Here is a 15,344-nt window from a genome sequence, read left to right as displayed (position 1 = left end):
TGCCTATCCGAGAGGCAGGCCAGCTGCTGAGTTAAGTGCCATCCACTCGACAAATTCCCGCTCGCCCAGCGGCAGCCCCAGGAGGAAGCCCTGGCCCAGCGCGCAGTCGTGCCGGCGTAGCCAGTCCAGCTGAACCTCGTTCTCCACGCCCTCGGCCACGCATTCCAGGCCCAGGTTGCGGGCAATCATCAGAATGGTCTCCACCAGCATGCCGCCACTGGCGTCACCTTCCAGGTCGTGGATAAAGCTGCGGTCGATCTTTAACCGGTCCAGCGGCAGGCGCTTGAGGTAAGTGAGCGAGGAGTAGCCGGTGCCGAAGTCGTCGATGGCGAAGCGCACGCCCTGGGCCTTGAGCGCCAGCATGGTGGCGATGCAGTGCTCGACATCCTCCAGCAGCACGCCCTCTGTGATCTCCAGCTCCAGCGCGCCGCTGGGCAGCGCGTGGCGGCGCAGGCAGTCGCCGACGCGCTGGACGCAATCGGCCTGGCGCAGCTCGCGCGGACTGAGGTTGACCGCCAGCACCAGCTGCGGCCAGTCCACCTGCCAGCGCGCCAGGCTGGCACAGGCGTGCTCCAGTACCCAGTGGCCGAGCTCGTGGATCAGCCCGGTCTCCTCGGCCAGCGGAATGAACTGCCCCGGGGGGATATCGCCACGCTCCGGGTGCTGCCAGCGCAACAGCACCTCGGCGCCGGCGATACGCCCGCTGGCCAGTTCCAGCTGCGGCTGGAACACCAGGTACAGCTGGTCGCGGGCCATGGCCAGGCGCAGCTCGCTCTGCAGCTGCAGGCGTTGATCGATCACCGCCTGCATCTCCGGGGCGAAGAAATGCAGGGCGTTGCGCCCGGAATGCTTGGCCCGATACATGGCGGTGTCCGACTGCTTGAGGGCGTCGGCGGCGTCCTGGCCGGCCAGCGGGTGCAGGGTGATACCGATGCTGCCGGTCACCACCAGATCGTGCCCCTGCACCTGAAAACTGCCGCGTAGGCTGGCCAGCAGCTTGTCGCCCACCTCGGCGGCCAGCTCGGCGGCCATGGCCTGGCTCTCGGCCAGGGTCTCCAGCAGCACCACGAACTCGTCGCCACCGAGCCGCGCCAGGGTGTCTTCGGCGCGCAGGCTGTGCCCCAAGCGCGCACTGACTTCGCGCAGCAGGTCATCGCCGACGTGATGGCCGAGGCTGTCGTTGACCGTCTTGAAGTGGTCCAGGTCGATGAACAGCAGCGCGCCGAAGCTGCCCTCGCGGCGTTCGCGGGCCATGGCGTGCTGCAGGCGGTCCTGCAGCAGGCGGCGGTTGGGCAGGCCGGTCAGCTCGTCGCTGTAGGCCAGGCGCTCGATCTCGCGCTGGTAGCGCTGGCGCTCGGAGATATCGGTGACGCTGGCGCGGATCAGCAGCGGCTCGCCGGGCATGCGTACCAGGCGGATCTCGCAGGGCAGCAGGCGACCGCCGAGATCGCGGTGCAGCCATTCGAACACCGGCGTCTCGCCGGCGATGGCAGCATCAACGTGCTGCCGGCCGAGCGGTTCCGACAGGCTGCCATCGGCCTGGTGCGGCGGGCTCAGCTCGGTCGGCTTGCGTCCGATCAGCTCGGCGCGGCTGCAGTGGAACAGGCGCAGGGCGTTGGCATTGGCGTCGATGATGCCGCCGTCGGGGCTGAATAGCAGGATCGCCTCCGGCGCGTGCTCGACCAGGGTGCGGTAGCGCGCCTCGGCCTCGTGGCGCGCGGTGATGTCTTCCACCAGGGCCAGACAGGCCTCCAGCTGGCCATCCGGGTCGCGCACCGCACGCAGGCTGAGACGGGCGTAGACGATGCTGCCGTCCTTGCGCAGGAAGCGCTTCTCCAGCTCGTAGTCGTCGCGCTCGCTGCTGCAGATGGCGGCGAACAGCGCCTCCTCGCGCTCGATATCCTGCGGATGGGTGATCTCCAGCCAGTGGCTGGCGCGCAGTTCGTCGCGGTTGCGGCCGAGGATCTGGCACAGCTTGAAGTTCACCTCCAGCCACTGGCGCTGCGGGCTGACCATGGCCATGCCGATCAGTGGCGCCTCGAAGAACAGGCGCAGCCACTCGTCGCGCTCGCGCAGGCGGCGCTCGGTGCGGCGCCGCTCGCTGATGTCCTGGATCGCTCCGTACAGGCGCACCACCTGTTCGCCGTCGCGCTCGGCGAAGCCCTTCAGGCGCACCCAGCGCGCAGTGCCGCGGGCACCGAGCAGGCGCACTTCGATGTCGAACGGCTCGCCGGTCTGCAGCACCCGTTCCAGGGTCTCGTTCATCAGCTTCTGGCTGGGCGCGTCGTAGCGATCCAGCGAGCCCTGCATGTCCGGCGCGCCGCCAGCCGGATCCAGCTCGTTGAGGCGGAAGCAGCCCTCGGTCCAGTACATGCGCTGGGTCACCAGGTCCAGCACCCAGCCGCCGATATCCGCCACCTCCTCGGTCTGGGTCAGCAGATGGGCCTGGCGCAGCAGTTCCTCGCGGCGCTGGGCCAGCTCGGCGCCGAGGCGCTCGCGCTCGCTGACGTCGTTGTTCAGCGCCACCAGGTGGCTGACCTCACCATGCTCGTCGAGCAGCGGCGCCACCGTTATCTCGTTCCAGAACTGCTGGCCGTTCTTGCGGTAGTTGCGCAGCACTTCCTGGTGCGCCACGCCGTGACGCATGGCATGGCGCACCCGCAGCAGGCCGCTCTGCGACTCGTCCTGGTCGATCAGCAGACGGCTGGAGGTGCCGATGATCTCCTCGCGGGAATAGCCGCTGATGCGCTCCAGTGCCGGGTTGCAGTAGATGAAGGGCACGCCGGGCTGGCGCAGGTCGGAGATCGAGACGCCGAGCGGGCAGGACTGCAGCGCCAGGTTGGCCAGGGCCAGCTCCTTCTGCATTTCCGCCGTACGGCGCAGGGTGCTGCGCAGGTCACCGAGGGCCCTCCCCACCAGGAGCGCGGCGAGCATCATCATCAGCACGCTGAAGTGCACCTCCAGGCGCTGCGGCGCGCCCCACTCCAGCTCGCTGCCGAGGCGCCCGGCCAGCGGCAGGAGGAGCACCGCAAGCGCCGTTAGCGCCGTGCCCCAGAGCGCGCCGGCGAAGCCCCAGAGCAGGGCCAGCGCCAGCAGCATGACGCCGATCAACGGCAGGATCAGCAGCAGCGGCAGGAAGCACAGCGACAGTGGCAGCACGGCCAGCAGAACCGGCAGCAGCCACCAGGGCAGCACGCGCACGCCGACACCCTCCTCATCCAGAGCCGGCCCGACCAGCAGGGCCCAGCCACGCCGCTGCAGACGTCGGGTCAGCAGGCACAACAGCGGCAAGGCCACCGCAAGCGCGGTTAGACTGTCCAGCAACCAGAACTCGAGGATCGCCTCCCGCCACTGGCCCTCCAGGCGGCCGCTGAGCAACAGACCGCCCTGGATCAGCAAGGCACTGAGCAGCGCGGGGGCCAGCAAGCCGAGCAGGACAAAACGCAGCAGACTGGCGACATCCGGCAGCGCGGCATTGCCACGCCGACCGAAGGCCAGCCAGGCAAAGCCGATGGCGAGGGTTTCCGGCAGCGCATGCAGCGGCGCCCACTGCCAGTCCAGGCCCCACAGCGGCGCGCTGAACATGGCGTTGAGATAAAGCGCCAACAGCACGCGCGGCCCCCACCAGAGCACGGCGCACAGGCCGAGGGCGAATGGCAGGTAGCACAGCGCCGCACCCGAGGCGAACTGGGTCGACAGCGACAGCCAGGTGGCCAGGTGCAGCAGCGGCAGTGGCAACCACCAGGTCCATCGCGGCAGAGGAGCGGAATCTACGGCCATGCTGACCTCGTGCGGATCACCAGAGCAGCATAGATCAGGCCTGCTAGAGCGGTCGGCGGAAGCCCGAGGCGCTAAGTCGAGAGACGCCGCGCGCCGTCAGTTGGCGTCGCGCGGCAACAGCAGGCCCAGCGGCAGGCAGATGCGCGCCTCCAGGCCGCCGCCGGAGCGGTTGCGCAGCTCCACGCTGCCGCCGTGCAGGGCGGCGATGCGCTTGACGATGGCCAGGCCCAGGCCGGTGCCCTTGCCGCCACGGGCGCGGTCGCCACGGATGAACGGATTGAAGATTTCGCCCATCTCTTCCGCAGCGATGCCCGGGCCACGATCCAGCACGCTGAGCACCACGTAGGGCGCGCTCTCGTCGCCGGCCACGTTGGCCACCACCTCCACGCCCTGGCCGCCATAACGCAGGGCGTTGTCGAGCAGGTTGACCAGCAGGCGCTTGATCGACACCCGGCGCAACGGGAAGGCCGGCACCTGCTCCACGCACAGGCGCACCAGCGGCTCGTGCTGGTTGTAGGGCGCCACCGTTTCGCGCACCAGCTCGTCGAGCAGCACCGGCTCGGGCTTCTCGTCGCGGCCGTCGCGGATGAAGGCGAGGAACTGGTCGAGGATGGTGTCCATGTGCTCGATGTCGCGGACCATGTCCTCGGTCATCTCGGCATCGCCGCCGAGCATCTCCAGCGACAGGCGCAGGCGCGTCAGCGGCGTGCGCAGATCGTGCGAAACACCGGCCAGCATCAGCTCGCGCTCTCGGGCACCCTGCTCGATGTTCTCCGCCATCTGGTTGAAGGCGCGATACACCTCGGTCATCTCGCTCGGCGTGTCGCTCACCGGCAGGCGCACGCTGCGGCCCTGGCCGAACTGGCGGGCGGCGAACACCAGGCGCTTGAGCGGCGCATTGAGCTGGCGCACGAAGATCCAGGCGGCGGCGGTGGACAGCAGGCCGATGCCGAGGAACCAGCCGAGCACGCTCCAGATCTTCTGTCCGCGCAGCGGGTGCGGATAGAGCGGCACCTTGAGCCAGTCCGGGCCCAGGCTCGGTGCCCGCACCCACAGCGCCGGCGGGCTCTGCACCCGTACCCGCACCTCGGTGTCGGGGCCCAGCTCGGCCTGCATCTGGCGCAGGAAGATTTCCGAATAGGGCCAGTGCTGCTCGGTAGCCGGCACCTTGTCCTGCGCCACCCGGCTCAGGGTCGCCGCCTCGGCGATATGTGCACGGTCCTCCGGCTCCGCCGCCCAGTAGGCGCGCAGGGTCAGCGCCGCGCCGTGGCTGTACTGGCGGTCGACCAGCATGTCCTCGTTCATCATCAGGTAGACCAGGGTCAGCGCCTTGGAAAACAGCACGACGATGAGCACCAGCCAGAGGGTGCGGGCGAAGAAGCTCTGCGGGAACCAGACAGGGGTTTTCATCAGGATTGGGCTTACTTGTTACCGTCCGGCACGAACACATAGCCCACGCCCCAGACAGTCTGGATATAGCGCGGCTTGGACGGGTCCGGCTCGATCAGCCGGCGCAGACGGGAAATCTGCACGTCGATGGAGCGTTCCAGGGCGTCCCACTCGCGGCCGCGGGCGAGGTTCATCAGCTTGTCCCGGGTCAGCGGCTCGCGGGCGTGCTGGACCAGGGCCTTGAGCACGGCGAATTCGCCGGTGGTGAGCATGTGTACTTCCTCACCCTTCTTCAGCTCGCGGGTGGCCAGGGACAGCTCGTAGTCGCCGAAGGTGACGGTCTCGTCCTCGCTGGCCGGCGCGCCGGGTACCACCGGCGCCTGGCGACGCAGCACAGCCTTGATACGCGCCAGCAGTTCGCGCGGGTTGAAGGGCTTGGCCAAGTAGTCGTCGGCGCCGCCTTCCAGCCCCTGAATGCGGCTGGCCTCGTCGCCCTTGGCGGTGAGCATGATGATCGGCATCTGGTTGTTCGCCTCGCGCAGGCGGCGGCAGGCGGACAGGCCGTCCTCGCCCGGCAGCATGAGATCGAGCACCAGCAGTTGGAACAGCTCGCGGGCCAGCAGGCGGTCCATCTGCTCGACGTTCTCCACGGCGCGTACGCGGTAGCCCTGCTCGCTGAGGAAACGCTCCAGCAGGCGGCGCAGGCCGGGGTCGTCATCGACGATGAGGATCTTTTCGCCTTCGACTGCGGGTGTACTGCTCATGTTCTCTCCTGTCCGGGTGGCGCGGCATTATCGCCCAGAGCCGCAGCGCGGCGGCTCGTCCATTGTTAGCAGATTTTTCCCCGAACGGTTCCCAATGCTTTCCGACCCGGTGTTTATAATGCGGCGCTTTCGCGTCGGTACCGGCGTGGTTTTTCTGTCAGGTAGGGTTCATGGATAGCATCAACAAGCGTATCGCCGCCGAGCTCGGCGTCCTCCCGCAACAGGTCGCCGCCGCCGTGGCCCTGCTCGACGAAGGCTCCACCGTGCCCTTCATCGCCCGCTACCGGAAGGAAGTCACCGGCAGCCTGGACGACACCCAGCTGCGCCACCTGGAAGAGCGCCTGCGCTACCTGCGCGAGATGGACGAGCGTCGCGCGGCGATCCTCGCCAGCATCGAGGAGCAGGGCAAGCTGACCCCCGAGCTGACCCGCGAGATCAACGAGGCCGACACCAAGACCCGTCTCGAAGACCTCTACCTGCCATACAAGCAGAAGCGCCGCACCAAGGGCCAGATTGCCCTGGAGGCCGGCCTCGGCGAACTGGCCGATGGCCTGTTCAACGACCCGACGCTCAACCCGGAAGAACAGGCCGCGCGCTTCGTCGACGCCGAGAAGGGCTTCGCCGATGTGAAGGCGGTGCTGGAAGGCGCCAAGTACATCCTGATGGAGCGCTTCGCCGAGGACGCCAGCCTGCTCGACAAGTTGCGTTCCTTCCTGAAGAACGAGGCCACCCTCAGCGCCCGTGTGGTCGCTGGTAAAGAAGCCGAAGGCGCCAAGTTCAGCGACTACTTCGAGCACGACGAAGCCCTCAAGGGCGTGCCGTCGCACCGCGCACTGGCGATCTTCCGCGGCCGCAACGAGGGCATCCTCGGCGCCAGCCTCAAGGTCGGCGACGAGGCGCCGGGTACCATGCACCCGTGCGAATTGATGATCGCCGAGCGCTTCGGCATCGAGCAGCGCGGCCGCGCCGCCGACAAGTGGCTGGGCGAAGTGGTGCGCTGGACCTGGAAGGTCAAGCTCTACACCCACCTGGAAACCGACCTGCTCGGCGAGCTTCGCGAGAAGGCCGAGGACGAGGCGATCACCGTGTTCGCCCGCAACCTGCACGACCTGCTGCTGGCAGCCCCGGCCGGTCCGCGCGCCACCTTGGCGCTGGACCCGGGCCTGCGCACCGGCTGCAAGGTGGCCGTGGTCGACGCCACCGGCAAGGTGCTGGAAACCGCCACCGTCTACCCGCACGCCCCGCGCAACGACTGGGACGGCACCCTAGCGATCCTCGCCAAGCTGTGCGCCAAGCACGCGGTGGACCTGATCTCGATCGGCAACGGCACCGCCAGCCGCGAGACCGACAAGCTGGCCATCGACCTGATCAAGAAGCTGCCCGCGCTCAAGCTGACCAAGGTAATGGTCTCCGAGGCCGGCGCCTCGGTGTATTCCGCCTCCGAACTGGCCGCCCGCGAATTCCCGGACATGGACGTATCGCTGCGCGGTGCAGTAAGCATCGCCCGTCGCCTGCAGGACCCGCTGGCCGAGCTGGTGAAGATCGACCCGAAATCCATCGGTGTCGGCCAGTACCAGCACGACGTGTCGCAGCTGAAACTGGCGCGTTCGCTGGACGCAGTGGTCGAGGACTGCGTGAACGCCGTCGGCGTGGACGTCAACACCGCCTCCGCCGCCCTGCTGGCGCGCATCTCCGGCCTCAACAGCACCCTGGCGCAGAACATCGTGCAATTCCGCGACGCCAACGGCGCGTTCAAGAGCCGCAGCGACCTGAAGAAGGTGCCGCGCCTGGGCGAGAAGACCTTTGAGCAGGCCGCCGGCTTCCTCCGCGTGATGAACGGCGACAACCCGCTGGACGCCTCCGCCGTGCACCCGGAAACCTACCCGTTGGTGCAGCGTATCGCCCAGGACACCGGCCGCGACGTGCGCTCGCTGCTCGGCGACTCCAGCTTCCTGCGTAGCCTTGATCCCAAGCGCTTCACCGACGAGAGCTTCGGCCTGCCGACCGTCACCGACATCCTCAAGGAACTGGACAAGCCGGGCCGCGACCCGCGTCCGGAATTCAAGACCGCCGAGTTCCAGGAGGGCGTCGAGAGCCTCAAGGACCTGCAGCCGGGCATGATCCTCGAAGGCGTGGTGACCAACGTCACCAACTTCGGCGCCTTCGTCGACATCGGTGTGCACCAGGACGGTTTGGTGCATATTTCGGCCTTGTCGGAGAAGTTCGTCAAAGACCCCTATGAAGTGGTCAAGGCCGGCGATATCGTCAAAGTCAAAGTCATGGAAGTGGACATCCCGCGCAACCGCGTCGGCCTGACCATGCGCATGAGCGACACCCCCGGCGAGAAGGTCGATGGTCCGCGTGGCGGGCAATCCCGTGGCGGGCAGAACCGCGGTGGCAACCAGCCACGCAGCGAGCGTCATTCCAGCCAGGACAAGCCGGCCCCGGCCAACGCGGCCATGGCCTCGCTGTTCGCCAACGCCAAGCAGCTGAGGAAGTGAGCCATGAGTGACGCGCCCGTCGGCAAGCAAAGCAACTTCAGCCGCCTGCTCGGCATCCGCATCCTGCGCGCCGAGAACGGTGAATCCGAGCTGCGCATGGACATGCAGGAGCAGATGCTCAACCTGCACGGACGCATGCACGGCGGCGCGCTCTACTCGCTGATCGACACCGCCCTCGGCCAGGCCAGCCACAGCCTGTTCGGCGGCGAGGCCGGCAGCATGACCCTGGAATGCAAGGTCAACTACATCCGCGGTGTCGAGTCCGGCGAAGTGGTCTGCCACGCCCGCGTGCTGAACGGCGGGCGCAAGGTGCATGTGCTGGAGGCCAAGGTGGAACAGGGCGACAAGCTGATCGCCACCGCCCAGGCCACCTTTATCTGCAAGTGATGTCAGCGCGGCGGGCTTCCTGAGCCACCTCGCCCTTCGACTCCCCACCCGCTTTCTCGGGATTGCGCCGAGCACCTCGCTCGGCGCATCCTCCCCTTCCGGTCAGGCGACAGCGTCCGTCCGCGTACCCGACTTGCAGTGAGGCGGCTCCACCCCCATATAGGGGCGACCGTCGAGTGAAGGAACAAGAATCTTGAGCGATCTCCTCTCCCGCCGCCTGGCTCTGCTCGGCGATGCCGCCCACCTGTCCCTGCTCACCCAGTGCCTGCACGGCATCGAGCGCGAGACCCTGCGCGTGACCGAACAGGGTGAGCTGGCACAGACCGGACACCCGGCCGCACTCGGCTCGGCGCTGACCCACGCGCAGATCACCACCGACTATTCCGAGGCCCTGCTGGAATTCATCACCCCGGCCGAGCCGGACCCGGCCGATACCCTGGCCGAGCTGGAGCGCATCCATCGCTTCGCCGCCAGCCAACTGGACGGCGAATACCTGTGGAGCCCGTCCATGCCCGGTCTGCTGCCGGACGAGGCGGACATCCCGATCGCCCGCTACGGCAGCTCCAATATCGGTCGTCTCAAGTACGTCTACCGCCAGGGCCTGGCCCTGCGCTACGGCAAGACCATGCAGTGCATCGCCGGCATCCACTACAACTTCAGCCTGGCCGAGGGCCTGTGGCCGCTATTGCAGCAGCTGGATGGCGACACGCAGAGCGCGCGCGACTACCAGTCGGCCAGCTACATCGCACTGATCCGCAACTTCCGCCGCTACAGCTGGCTGCTGATGTACCTGTTCGGTGCCTCACCGGCACTGGACGCCAGCTTCCTGCGTGGCCGCCCGCACCAGCTGCAGCCGCTGGATGCCGACACTCTGCACCTGCCGTACGCCACCAGCCTGCGCATGAGCGACCTGGGCTACCAGAGCAGCGCCCAGTCCGGCCTGACGCCCTGCTACAACGACCTGGCCAGCTATACCGAGAGCTTGCGCGCGGCAGTGGCCACGCCCTACCCGGCCTACGCCGAGATCGGCACCAAGGACGCCAATGGCGAGTGGCTGCAGCTCAACACCAACATCATCCAGATCGAAAACGAGTACTACTCGAGCATCCGCCCCAAGCGCGTCACCTATTCCGGCGAGCGCCCGATCCAGGCCCTGATGAGCCGCGGCGTGCAGTACGTGGAAGTGCGCTGCCTGGACATCAACCCCTACCTGCCCATGGGCATCGATCTGGACCAGGCGCGCTTCCTCGACGCCTTCATCCTGTTCTGCGCCCTGCAGGACAGCCCGCTGCTGGCCAGCGGCGTGTGTCGCGCCAGCACCGAGAACTTCCTCAAGACGGTCAAGGAAGGTCGCCGTCCCGGCCTGCACCTGCAGCGCGACGGCGAGCAGGTCGAACTGCGCACCTGGGCCGGCGAACTGCTCGACGCCTTCGCCCCGATCGCCGCGCTGCTCGACCGCGCCTACGGCGGCGATGCCTACCAGACCGCCCTGCACCTGCAACGGCGCAAGGTAGAAGACCCGGCGCTGACCCCGTCGGCCCGCGTGCTGGCCGAGCTGAAGGACACCGGCGAAAGCTTCCGCGAGTTCGCCCTGCGCCAGAGCAAGGCCCACGCCGCCACCTTCCGCGCCCAGCCACTGAGCGCAACGGAGCAGGCGCAGTTCGAGGCAGCCGCGCGCCAGTCCCTGGCCGAACAGGCCGAACTGGAGCGTGCACCGGCCGGCGACTTCGACACCTTTGTCGCGGCCTATCAGGCGAGCATTCTCGGCATCAGCGTGTGAGCCGCGCCGGGCCTGCGGCCTAGACCTCGCCGGGCGACCCGGTCAACGAACCGTCGTTTTAGCGGCAATTCGTCACAATTCCGCCACTTCGACCGTTCGCCCCTGACCGACGGCACGCCGCTGACGCCGGCAGGGGCTAGCCTGTGGGGAAACCCGCATTGGCGAACAGCCATGACGCCCGACGCAGACAACCACGACTGGAGTCTGGAAAGCCTGAACAAGGCCTACCAGCAAGGCTACATGGCCGGACTCACCGGCCAGCCACAGCACGCGCAACCCTACCCCATGGAAGTGCTGGCCGCCGCCTGGGAAGCCGGCTGGGACGATGGCAACGAGCAGTTCAAGCTGCACCAGCGGCGCAGCGCCTGATCCCCCCAAACAAAAGGGCCGCAAACGCGGCCCTTTTTTATTGCACCATCCAAAGACGCGCGAGCTAGAGATAAACGGTGGCGAAACGGCTGAGGAAGCGGAGTTTACGAGTTGTAAATGAGCATTCCTAAGCCGTTTTCAACGCCGTTTAGCCGACGCGCAGCAGTCTTTACAACAACTTTTCGAAGATCTTCGAGTTGCGCTGGTAGTTGTACAGCGAGGCCCGCGCCGCCGGCAGGCGTTCGACGCCGCTGGGCTCGAAGCCGCGCTCCTGGAACCAGTGCGCGGTACGCGTGGTGAGCACGAACAGGGTCTTCAGACCCAGCGCCTTGGCCCGCTCCTCGATGCGTTCCAGCAGCTCGTCACCACGGCCGCCATGGCGGTATTCGGGGTTCACCGCCAGGCAGGCCAGCTCGCCGGCGTCCGAGTCGGCGATGCGGTACAACGCGGCGCAGGCGATGATCAGACCATCGCGCTCGACGATGCTGAACTGCTCGATCTCGCGCTCCAGCACCTCGCGCGAGCGGCGCACCAGGATGCCCTGATCTTCCAGCGGAGTGATCAGGTCGATCAGCCCGCCGACGTCCTCGATGGTCGCCTCGCGCAGCGACTCGAACTGTTCCTGATCGACCAGGGTGCCGCCACCGTCGCGGGTGAACAGCTCGGTCAGCAGCGAGCCGTCCTCCATGTAGCTGACGATATGGCTGCGCTTGACCCCGCCACGGCAGGCCTGGGCCGCAGCATCCAGCAGTTCGGCCTGGTAGCAGCTGCCGAGCCGAGCCAGGTGCGCCGGCACCTGCTGCGGACGCAGCTCGCGCACCAGCTTGCCGCTCTCGTCGAGCAGGCCACGCTCGGCGCTGAACAGCAGCAGCTTGTCGGCCTGCAGGTCGATGGCGGCGCGGGTGGCGACGTCCTCGCAGGCCAGGTTGAAGATTTCCCCGGTGGGCGAATAGCCGAGCGACGACAGCAGCACGATGCTGCGCTCGTCGAGCAGGCGGCCGATGCCCTTGCGGTCGACCCGACGTACTTCGCCGGTGTGGTGATAGTCGATGCCGTCGACCACGCCGATCGGCCGCGCGGTGACGAAATTGCCGCCGGACACGCGCAGGCGCGAGCCCTGCATCGGCGAGGCGGCCATGTCCATCGACAGGCGCGCCTCGATGGCGATACGCAGACGGCCGACGGCATCGATCACGCAGTCCAGGGTCGGGCCGTCGGTGATGCGCAGGTCGCGGTGATAACGCGGGGTCAGCCCACGCTCGGCCAGGCGCGCCTCGATCTGCGGGCGCGAGCCGTGCACCAGCACCAGGCGTACGCCGAGGCTGTGCAGCAGCACCAGGTCGTGGACGATATTGCCGAAATTCGGGTGTTCCACACCCTCGCCGGGCAGCATGACCACGAAAGTGCAGTCACGGTGGGCGTTGATATAGGGCGAAGCGTGGCGGAGCCAGTTGACGTAGTCGTGCATGCAGGAGCCTGTGAGCGGGGACGGACGAGCGATGGTTTGCCTCTCCGCAAGCGGAGAAGGAAGGTCGGTCTAGCGTCGTCGCAACATCGGTGCTCCCCTTTGACTGAACGGGTTACAGGCAGTAGTGCTGAATCAGTTGGCGCAGCAGGCTCACCGTCGGCTCGATGCGCGACAGTTCGAGGAATTCCCCCGGCTGGTGGGCGCAGGCGATGTCGCCCGGGCCGAGGACGATGGTCTCGCAGCCAAGCTGCTGAAGATACGGGGCTTCGGTACCGAATGCCACCGACTGCGCCGCATGTCCGGTGAGCTTTTCCGCCAGGCGCACCAGCTCGCTGTCGGCGCTCTGCTCGAAGGGCGGCACATTGGCGAACAGCGGCGCGTAGTCGATCTTCACCTGGTGCCGCTCGGCCAGCGGCCGCAGCTTGCCGCGAATGGCCGCGCGCAGCTGCTCCGGGTCCATGCCCGGCAGCGGGCGCAGGTCGAACTCCAGGGAGCACTGGCCACAGATGCGGTTGGGGTTGTCGCCGCCGTGGATGCAACCGAGGTTGAGGGTCGGCTGCGGCACGCCGAACTGCGGGTTGTTGAACTCGCGCTGCCACTGGCTGCGCAGCTCGCGCAGCGCGCCGATGGCATCGTGCATCGCCTCCAGGGCGCTGTGACCGAGACTCGGGTCGGAGCTGTGGCCGCTCTGCCCGAGGATATCGATGCGCTCCATCATCACGCCCTTGTGCAGGCGGATCGGCTTCAAGCCGGTCGGTTCGCCGATCACCGCGGCCCGCCCGAGCGGCCGACCGGCCTCGGCCAGGGCGCGGGCGCCGGCCATCGAGCTTTCCTCGTCGCAGGTGGCCAGCACCAGCAGCGGCTGACGAAACGGCTGGTCGAGCAGGCCGCGCACCGCCTCGATCACCAGCGGGAAGAAGCCCTTCATATCGCACACGCCGAGGCCGACCCAGCGATTGCCTTGCGCCGTCAGCTTGAGCGGATCGCTCTGCCACAGGGCGGCGTCGAACGGCACCGTGTCGCTATGCCCGGCCAGCACCAGCCCGCCGGGGCCATTGCCGAGGGTGGCCAGCAGGTTGGCCTTGCCTGGAGCCACGTCCTGGATCTCGCAGGAGAAGCCGAGGTCGCTCAGCCAACCGGCCAGCAAGTCGATCACCGCGCGGTTGGACTGATCCCAGTGCGGCTGGGTACAGCTCACCGAGGGCGCGGCGATCAGCGCGGCGAACTGGTCCTGCAGAGAGGGAAGCGGCATGGGGATTCTCCGTGGCATGCGGCCCATCATAGAGAGGCCGGCGCCCGCTGCCTACGCTGCGGCGGGATGACCTTTCGTCCGGCTGACATGACTGGAAACGACCGTTCGAGCAGAACTTGCTGTCATCTGGCATACTTCGCGCCCCTTTTTCCGGTCACGAAAACGTCATGTTCGAGATATTCAGCGGGCTCGATGCCTGGGTCGCCATCGGTCTGGTGCTAGCCCTGGCCTTTGTCCTGACCTTCGAATTCATCAACGGTTTCCACGACACCGCCAACGCGGTGGCCACGGTCATCTACACCAAGGCGATGCCGCCGCACCTGGCAGTGATCGCCTCCGGCATCTTCAACTTCCTCGGCGTGGTTCTCGGCGGTATCGGCGTGGCCTATGCCATCGTTCACCTACTGCCGGTGGAGCTGCTGATCAACGTCAACACGGCCCACGGCCTGGTGATGGTGTTCTCCCTGCTGACCGCTGCCATCGCCTGGAACCTGGGCACCTGGTATTTCGGCATTCCGGCCTCCAGCTCGCACACCCTGATCGGCTCGATCCTCGGTGTCGGTCTGGCCAACGCCCTGCTCACCAACATCTCCCTGGCCGACGGTGTGAACTGGCAGAAGGCGATCGACATCGGCCTGTCCCTGCTGCTCTCGCCACTGGCCGGCTTCGCCGTGGCCGCGCTGATCCTGATCGCCCTGCGCCGCGCCTTCGCCGACTCGAAGATGCACGAGACCCCCGAGAGCCGCATGGAGGTCAAAGGCAAGAAGAAGCCGCCGTTCTGGAACCGCGTGGTGCTGATCGCCTCCGCCATGGGCGTGAGCTTCGTGCACGGCTCCAACGACGGGCAGAAAGGCATCGGCCTGATCATGCTGGTGCTGATCGGCATCGTCCCGGCCAAGTTCGTGTTGGACCTGAACAGCACCACCTACCAGATCGAGCGCACCCGCGACGCCGCTTCGCACCTGCAGCAGTTCTATACCCGCAATCACGACGCGCTGAGCGACTACCTGGCCCTGGGCAAGAACGGCACCACCGAGCTGCCGGCCAAGTTCCGTTGCGATGCCAAGCTGACCGAGGTGACCATCTCCACCCTGCTGCAAGACCTGCAGGGCGTCACCGACTACAACCAGATGGACCAGGAGAAACGCACCCAGGTGCGCCGCTACCTGCTGTGCCTGGACGACACCGCGAAGAAGGTCGGCAAGCTGGAAAGTCTGCCCAAGCGCGAAAAATCGGACCTGGAGAGGCTGCGCAAGGACCTCACCGCTACCACCGAATACGCCCCGCTCTGGGTGATCTTCGCCGTGGCCTTGGCTCTGGGCATCGGCACCATGGTCGGCTGGAAGCGCGTGGTACTGACCGTCGGCGAGAAGATCGGCAAGCAGGGCATGACCTACGCCCAGGGCATGAGCGCGCAGATCACCGCATCCATCGCCATCGGCCTGGCCAACGTCTACAGTCTTCCGGTGTCGACCACCCACGTACTGTCGTCCGGCGTCGCCGGCACTATGGTCGCCAACAAGAGCGGCCTGCAATTCGCTACAGTGCGCAACATCCTGATGGCCTGGGTACTGACCCTGCCAGCCACCGTCATGCTGTCCGCAGGTCTGTTCTGGGTGGGCGTAAAACTGTTCGTCTGAACGCCGCCCGCCGC

10 protein-coding genes are annotated in these 15,344 nt (G+C 67.2%); 5 read left to right on the top strand and 5 right to left on the bottom strand.

What is annotated here, in order from left to right; genetic code table 11:
- Positions 1-3: 3 nt before the first annotated feature.
- The 3 genes from IB232_RS13365 to ompR form a co-directional block, all read right to left on the bottom strand.
- Complete coding sequence (locus tag IB232_RS13365) at positions 4-3,780, bottom strand: EAL domain-containing protein (protein WP_192399114.1); 3,777 nt, start codon at positions 3,778-3,780, stop codon at positions 4-6.
- Positions 3,781-3,876: 96 nt separating this feature from the next.
- The gene (locus IB232_RS13360; protein WP_192399113.1) at positions 3,877-5,190 is read right to left on the bottom strand and encodes an ATP-binding protein; all 1,314 of its coding nucleotides are present in this window, start codon (positions 5,188-5,190) and stop codon (positions 3,877-3,879) included.
- A gap of 11 nt (positions 5,191-5,201) precedes the next feature.
- Positions 5,202-5,933 (bottom strand): two-component system response regulator OmpR, encoded by a 732-nt coding sequence (gene ompR / locus IB232_RS13355; RefSeq protein ID WP_192399112.1) that lies wholly within the window; start codon positions 5,931-5,933, stop codon positions 5,202-5,204.
- Positions 5,934-6,103: 170 nt separating this feature from the next.
- On the opposite strand from ompR, the gene IB232_RS13350 reads away from it, so the two are divergent.
- The 4 genes from IB232_RS13350 (at position 6,104) to rmf (ending at position 10,970) form a co-directional block, all read left to right on the top strand.
- Entirely contained in the window at positions 6,104-8,434 is a 2,331-nt protein-coding gene (locus IB232_RS13350) for a Tex family protein (protein ID WP_192399111.1), read from the top strand.
- Between the two features lie 3 nt (positions 8,435-8,437).
- Positions 8,438-8,821, top strand: a complete 384-nt coding sequence (locus IB232_RS13345) for a PaaI family thioesterase (RefSeq protein WP_192399110.1) — start codon at positions 8,438-8,440, stop codon at positions 8,819-8,821.
- 193 nt (positions 8,822-9,014) lie between these two features.
- Positions 9,015-10,601: a glutamate--cysteine ligase gene (gene gshA, locus IB232_RS13340; RefSeq protein ID WP_192399109.1), complete on the top strand. Its 1,587-nt coding sequence runs from the start codon at positions 9,015-9,017 to the stop codon at positions 10,599-10,601.
- A gap of 171 nt (positions 10,602-10,772) precedes the next feature.
- Positions 10,773-10,970, top strand: a complete 198-nt coding sequence (rmf, locus tag IB232_RS13335) for a ribosome modulation factor (RefSeq protein WP_192399108.1) — start codon at positions 10,773-10,775, stop codon at positions 10,968-10,970.
- Positions 10,971-11,139: 169 nt separating this feature from the next.
- On the opposite strand, the gene argA is transcribed toward rmf, so the two are convergent.
- Together argA and argE are read right to left on the bottom strand one after the other, a co-directional pair.
- Positions 11,140-12,438 carry an amino-acid N-acetyltransferase gene (gene argA, locus IB232_RS13330; protein ID WP_192399107.1) on the bottom strand — a complete coding sequence of 433 codons (1,299 nt, stop codon included), beginning with the start codon at positions 12,436-12,438 and terminating at the stop codon, positions 11,140-11,142.
- Positions 12,439-12,550: 112 nt separating this feature from the next.
- On the bottom strand, positions 12,551-13,690 hold the full coding sequence (argE, locus tag IB232_RS13325; protein ID WP_192399106.1) for an acetylornithine deacetylase: 1,140 nt from the start codon (positions 13,688-13,690) through the stop codon (positions 12,551-12,553).
- Positions 13,691-13,857: 167 nt separating this feature from the next.
- Here argE and IB232_RS13320 point away from each other — a divergent pair, with 167 nt between their 5' ends.
- Positions 13,858-15,330 (top strand): inorganic phosphate transporter, encoded by a 1,473-nt coding sequence (locus IB232_RS13320; protein ID WP_192399105.1) that lies wholly within the window; start codon positions 13,858-13,860, stop codon positions 15,328-15,330.
- Positions 15,331-15,344: the final 14 nt, after the last annotated feature.

The sequence above is a fragment of the Pseudomonas sp. PDM15 genome (assembly GCF_014851565.1).
In the GTDB taxonomy this organism is placed as follows: domain Bacteria; phylum Pseudomonadota; class Gammaproteobacteria; order Pseudomonadales; family Pseudomonadaceae; genus Aquipseudomonas.
The sequence above is the reverse complement of the archived record's forward strand: the minus strand, read 5'-3'. Positions and strand labels throughout refer to the sequence as shown.

Excerpts from the sequence above, each read along its gene's own strand:
- IB232_RS13365 (WP_192399114.1), bottom strand. The coding sequence starts at position 3,780 with ATGGCCGTAGATTCCGCTCCTCTGCCGCGATGGACCTGGTGGTTGCCA.
- IB232_RS13360 (WP_192399113.1), bottom strand. The coding sequence starts at position 5,190 with ATGAAAACCCCTGTCTGGTTCCCGCAGAGCTTCTTCGCCCGCACCCTC.
- ompR (WP_192399112.1), bottom strand. The coding sequence starts at position 5,933 with ATGAGCAGTACACCCGCAGTCGAAGGCGAAAAGATCCTCATCGTCGAT.
- IB232_RS13350 (WP_192399111.1), top strand. The coding sequence starts at position 6,104 with ATGGATAGCATCAACAAGCGTATCGCCGCCGAGCTCGGCGTCCTCCCG.
- IB232_RS13345 (WP_192399110.1), top strand. The coding sequence starts at position 8,438 with ATGAGTGACGCGCCCGTCGGCAAGCAAAGCAACTTCAGCCGCCTGCTC.
- rmf (WP_192399108.1), top strand. The coding sequence starts at position 10,773 with ATGACGCCCGACGCAGACAACCACGACTGGAGTCTGGAAAGCCTGAAC.
- argA (WP_192399107.1), bottom strand. The coding sequence starts at position 12,438 with ATGCACGACTACGTCAACTGGCTCCGCCACGCTTCGCCCTATATCAAC.
- argE (WP_192399106.1), bottom strand. The coding sequence starts at position 13,690 with ATGCCGCTTCCCTCTCTGCAGGACCAGTTCGCCGCGCTGATCGCCGCG.
- IB232_RS13320 (WP_192399105.1), top strand. The coding sequence starts at position 13,858 with ATGTTCGAGATATTCAGCGGGCTCGATGCCTGGGTCGCCATCGGTCTG.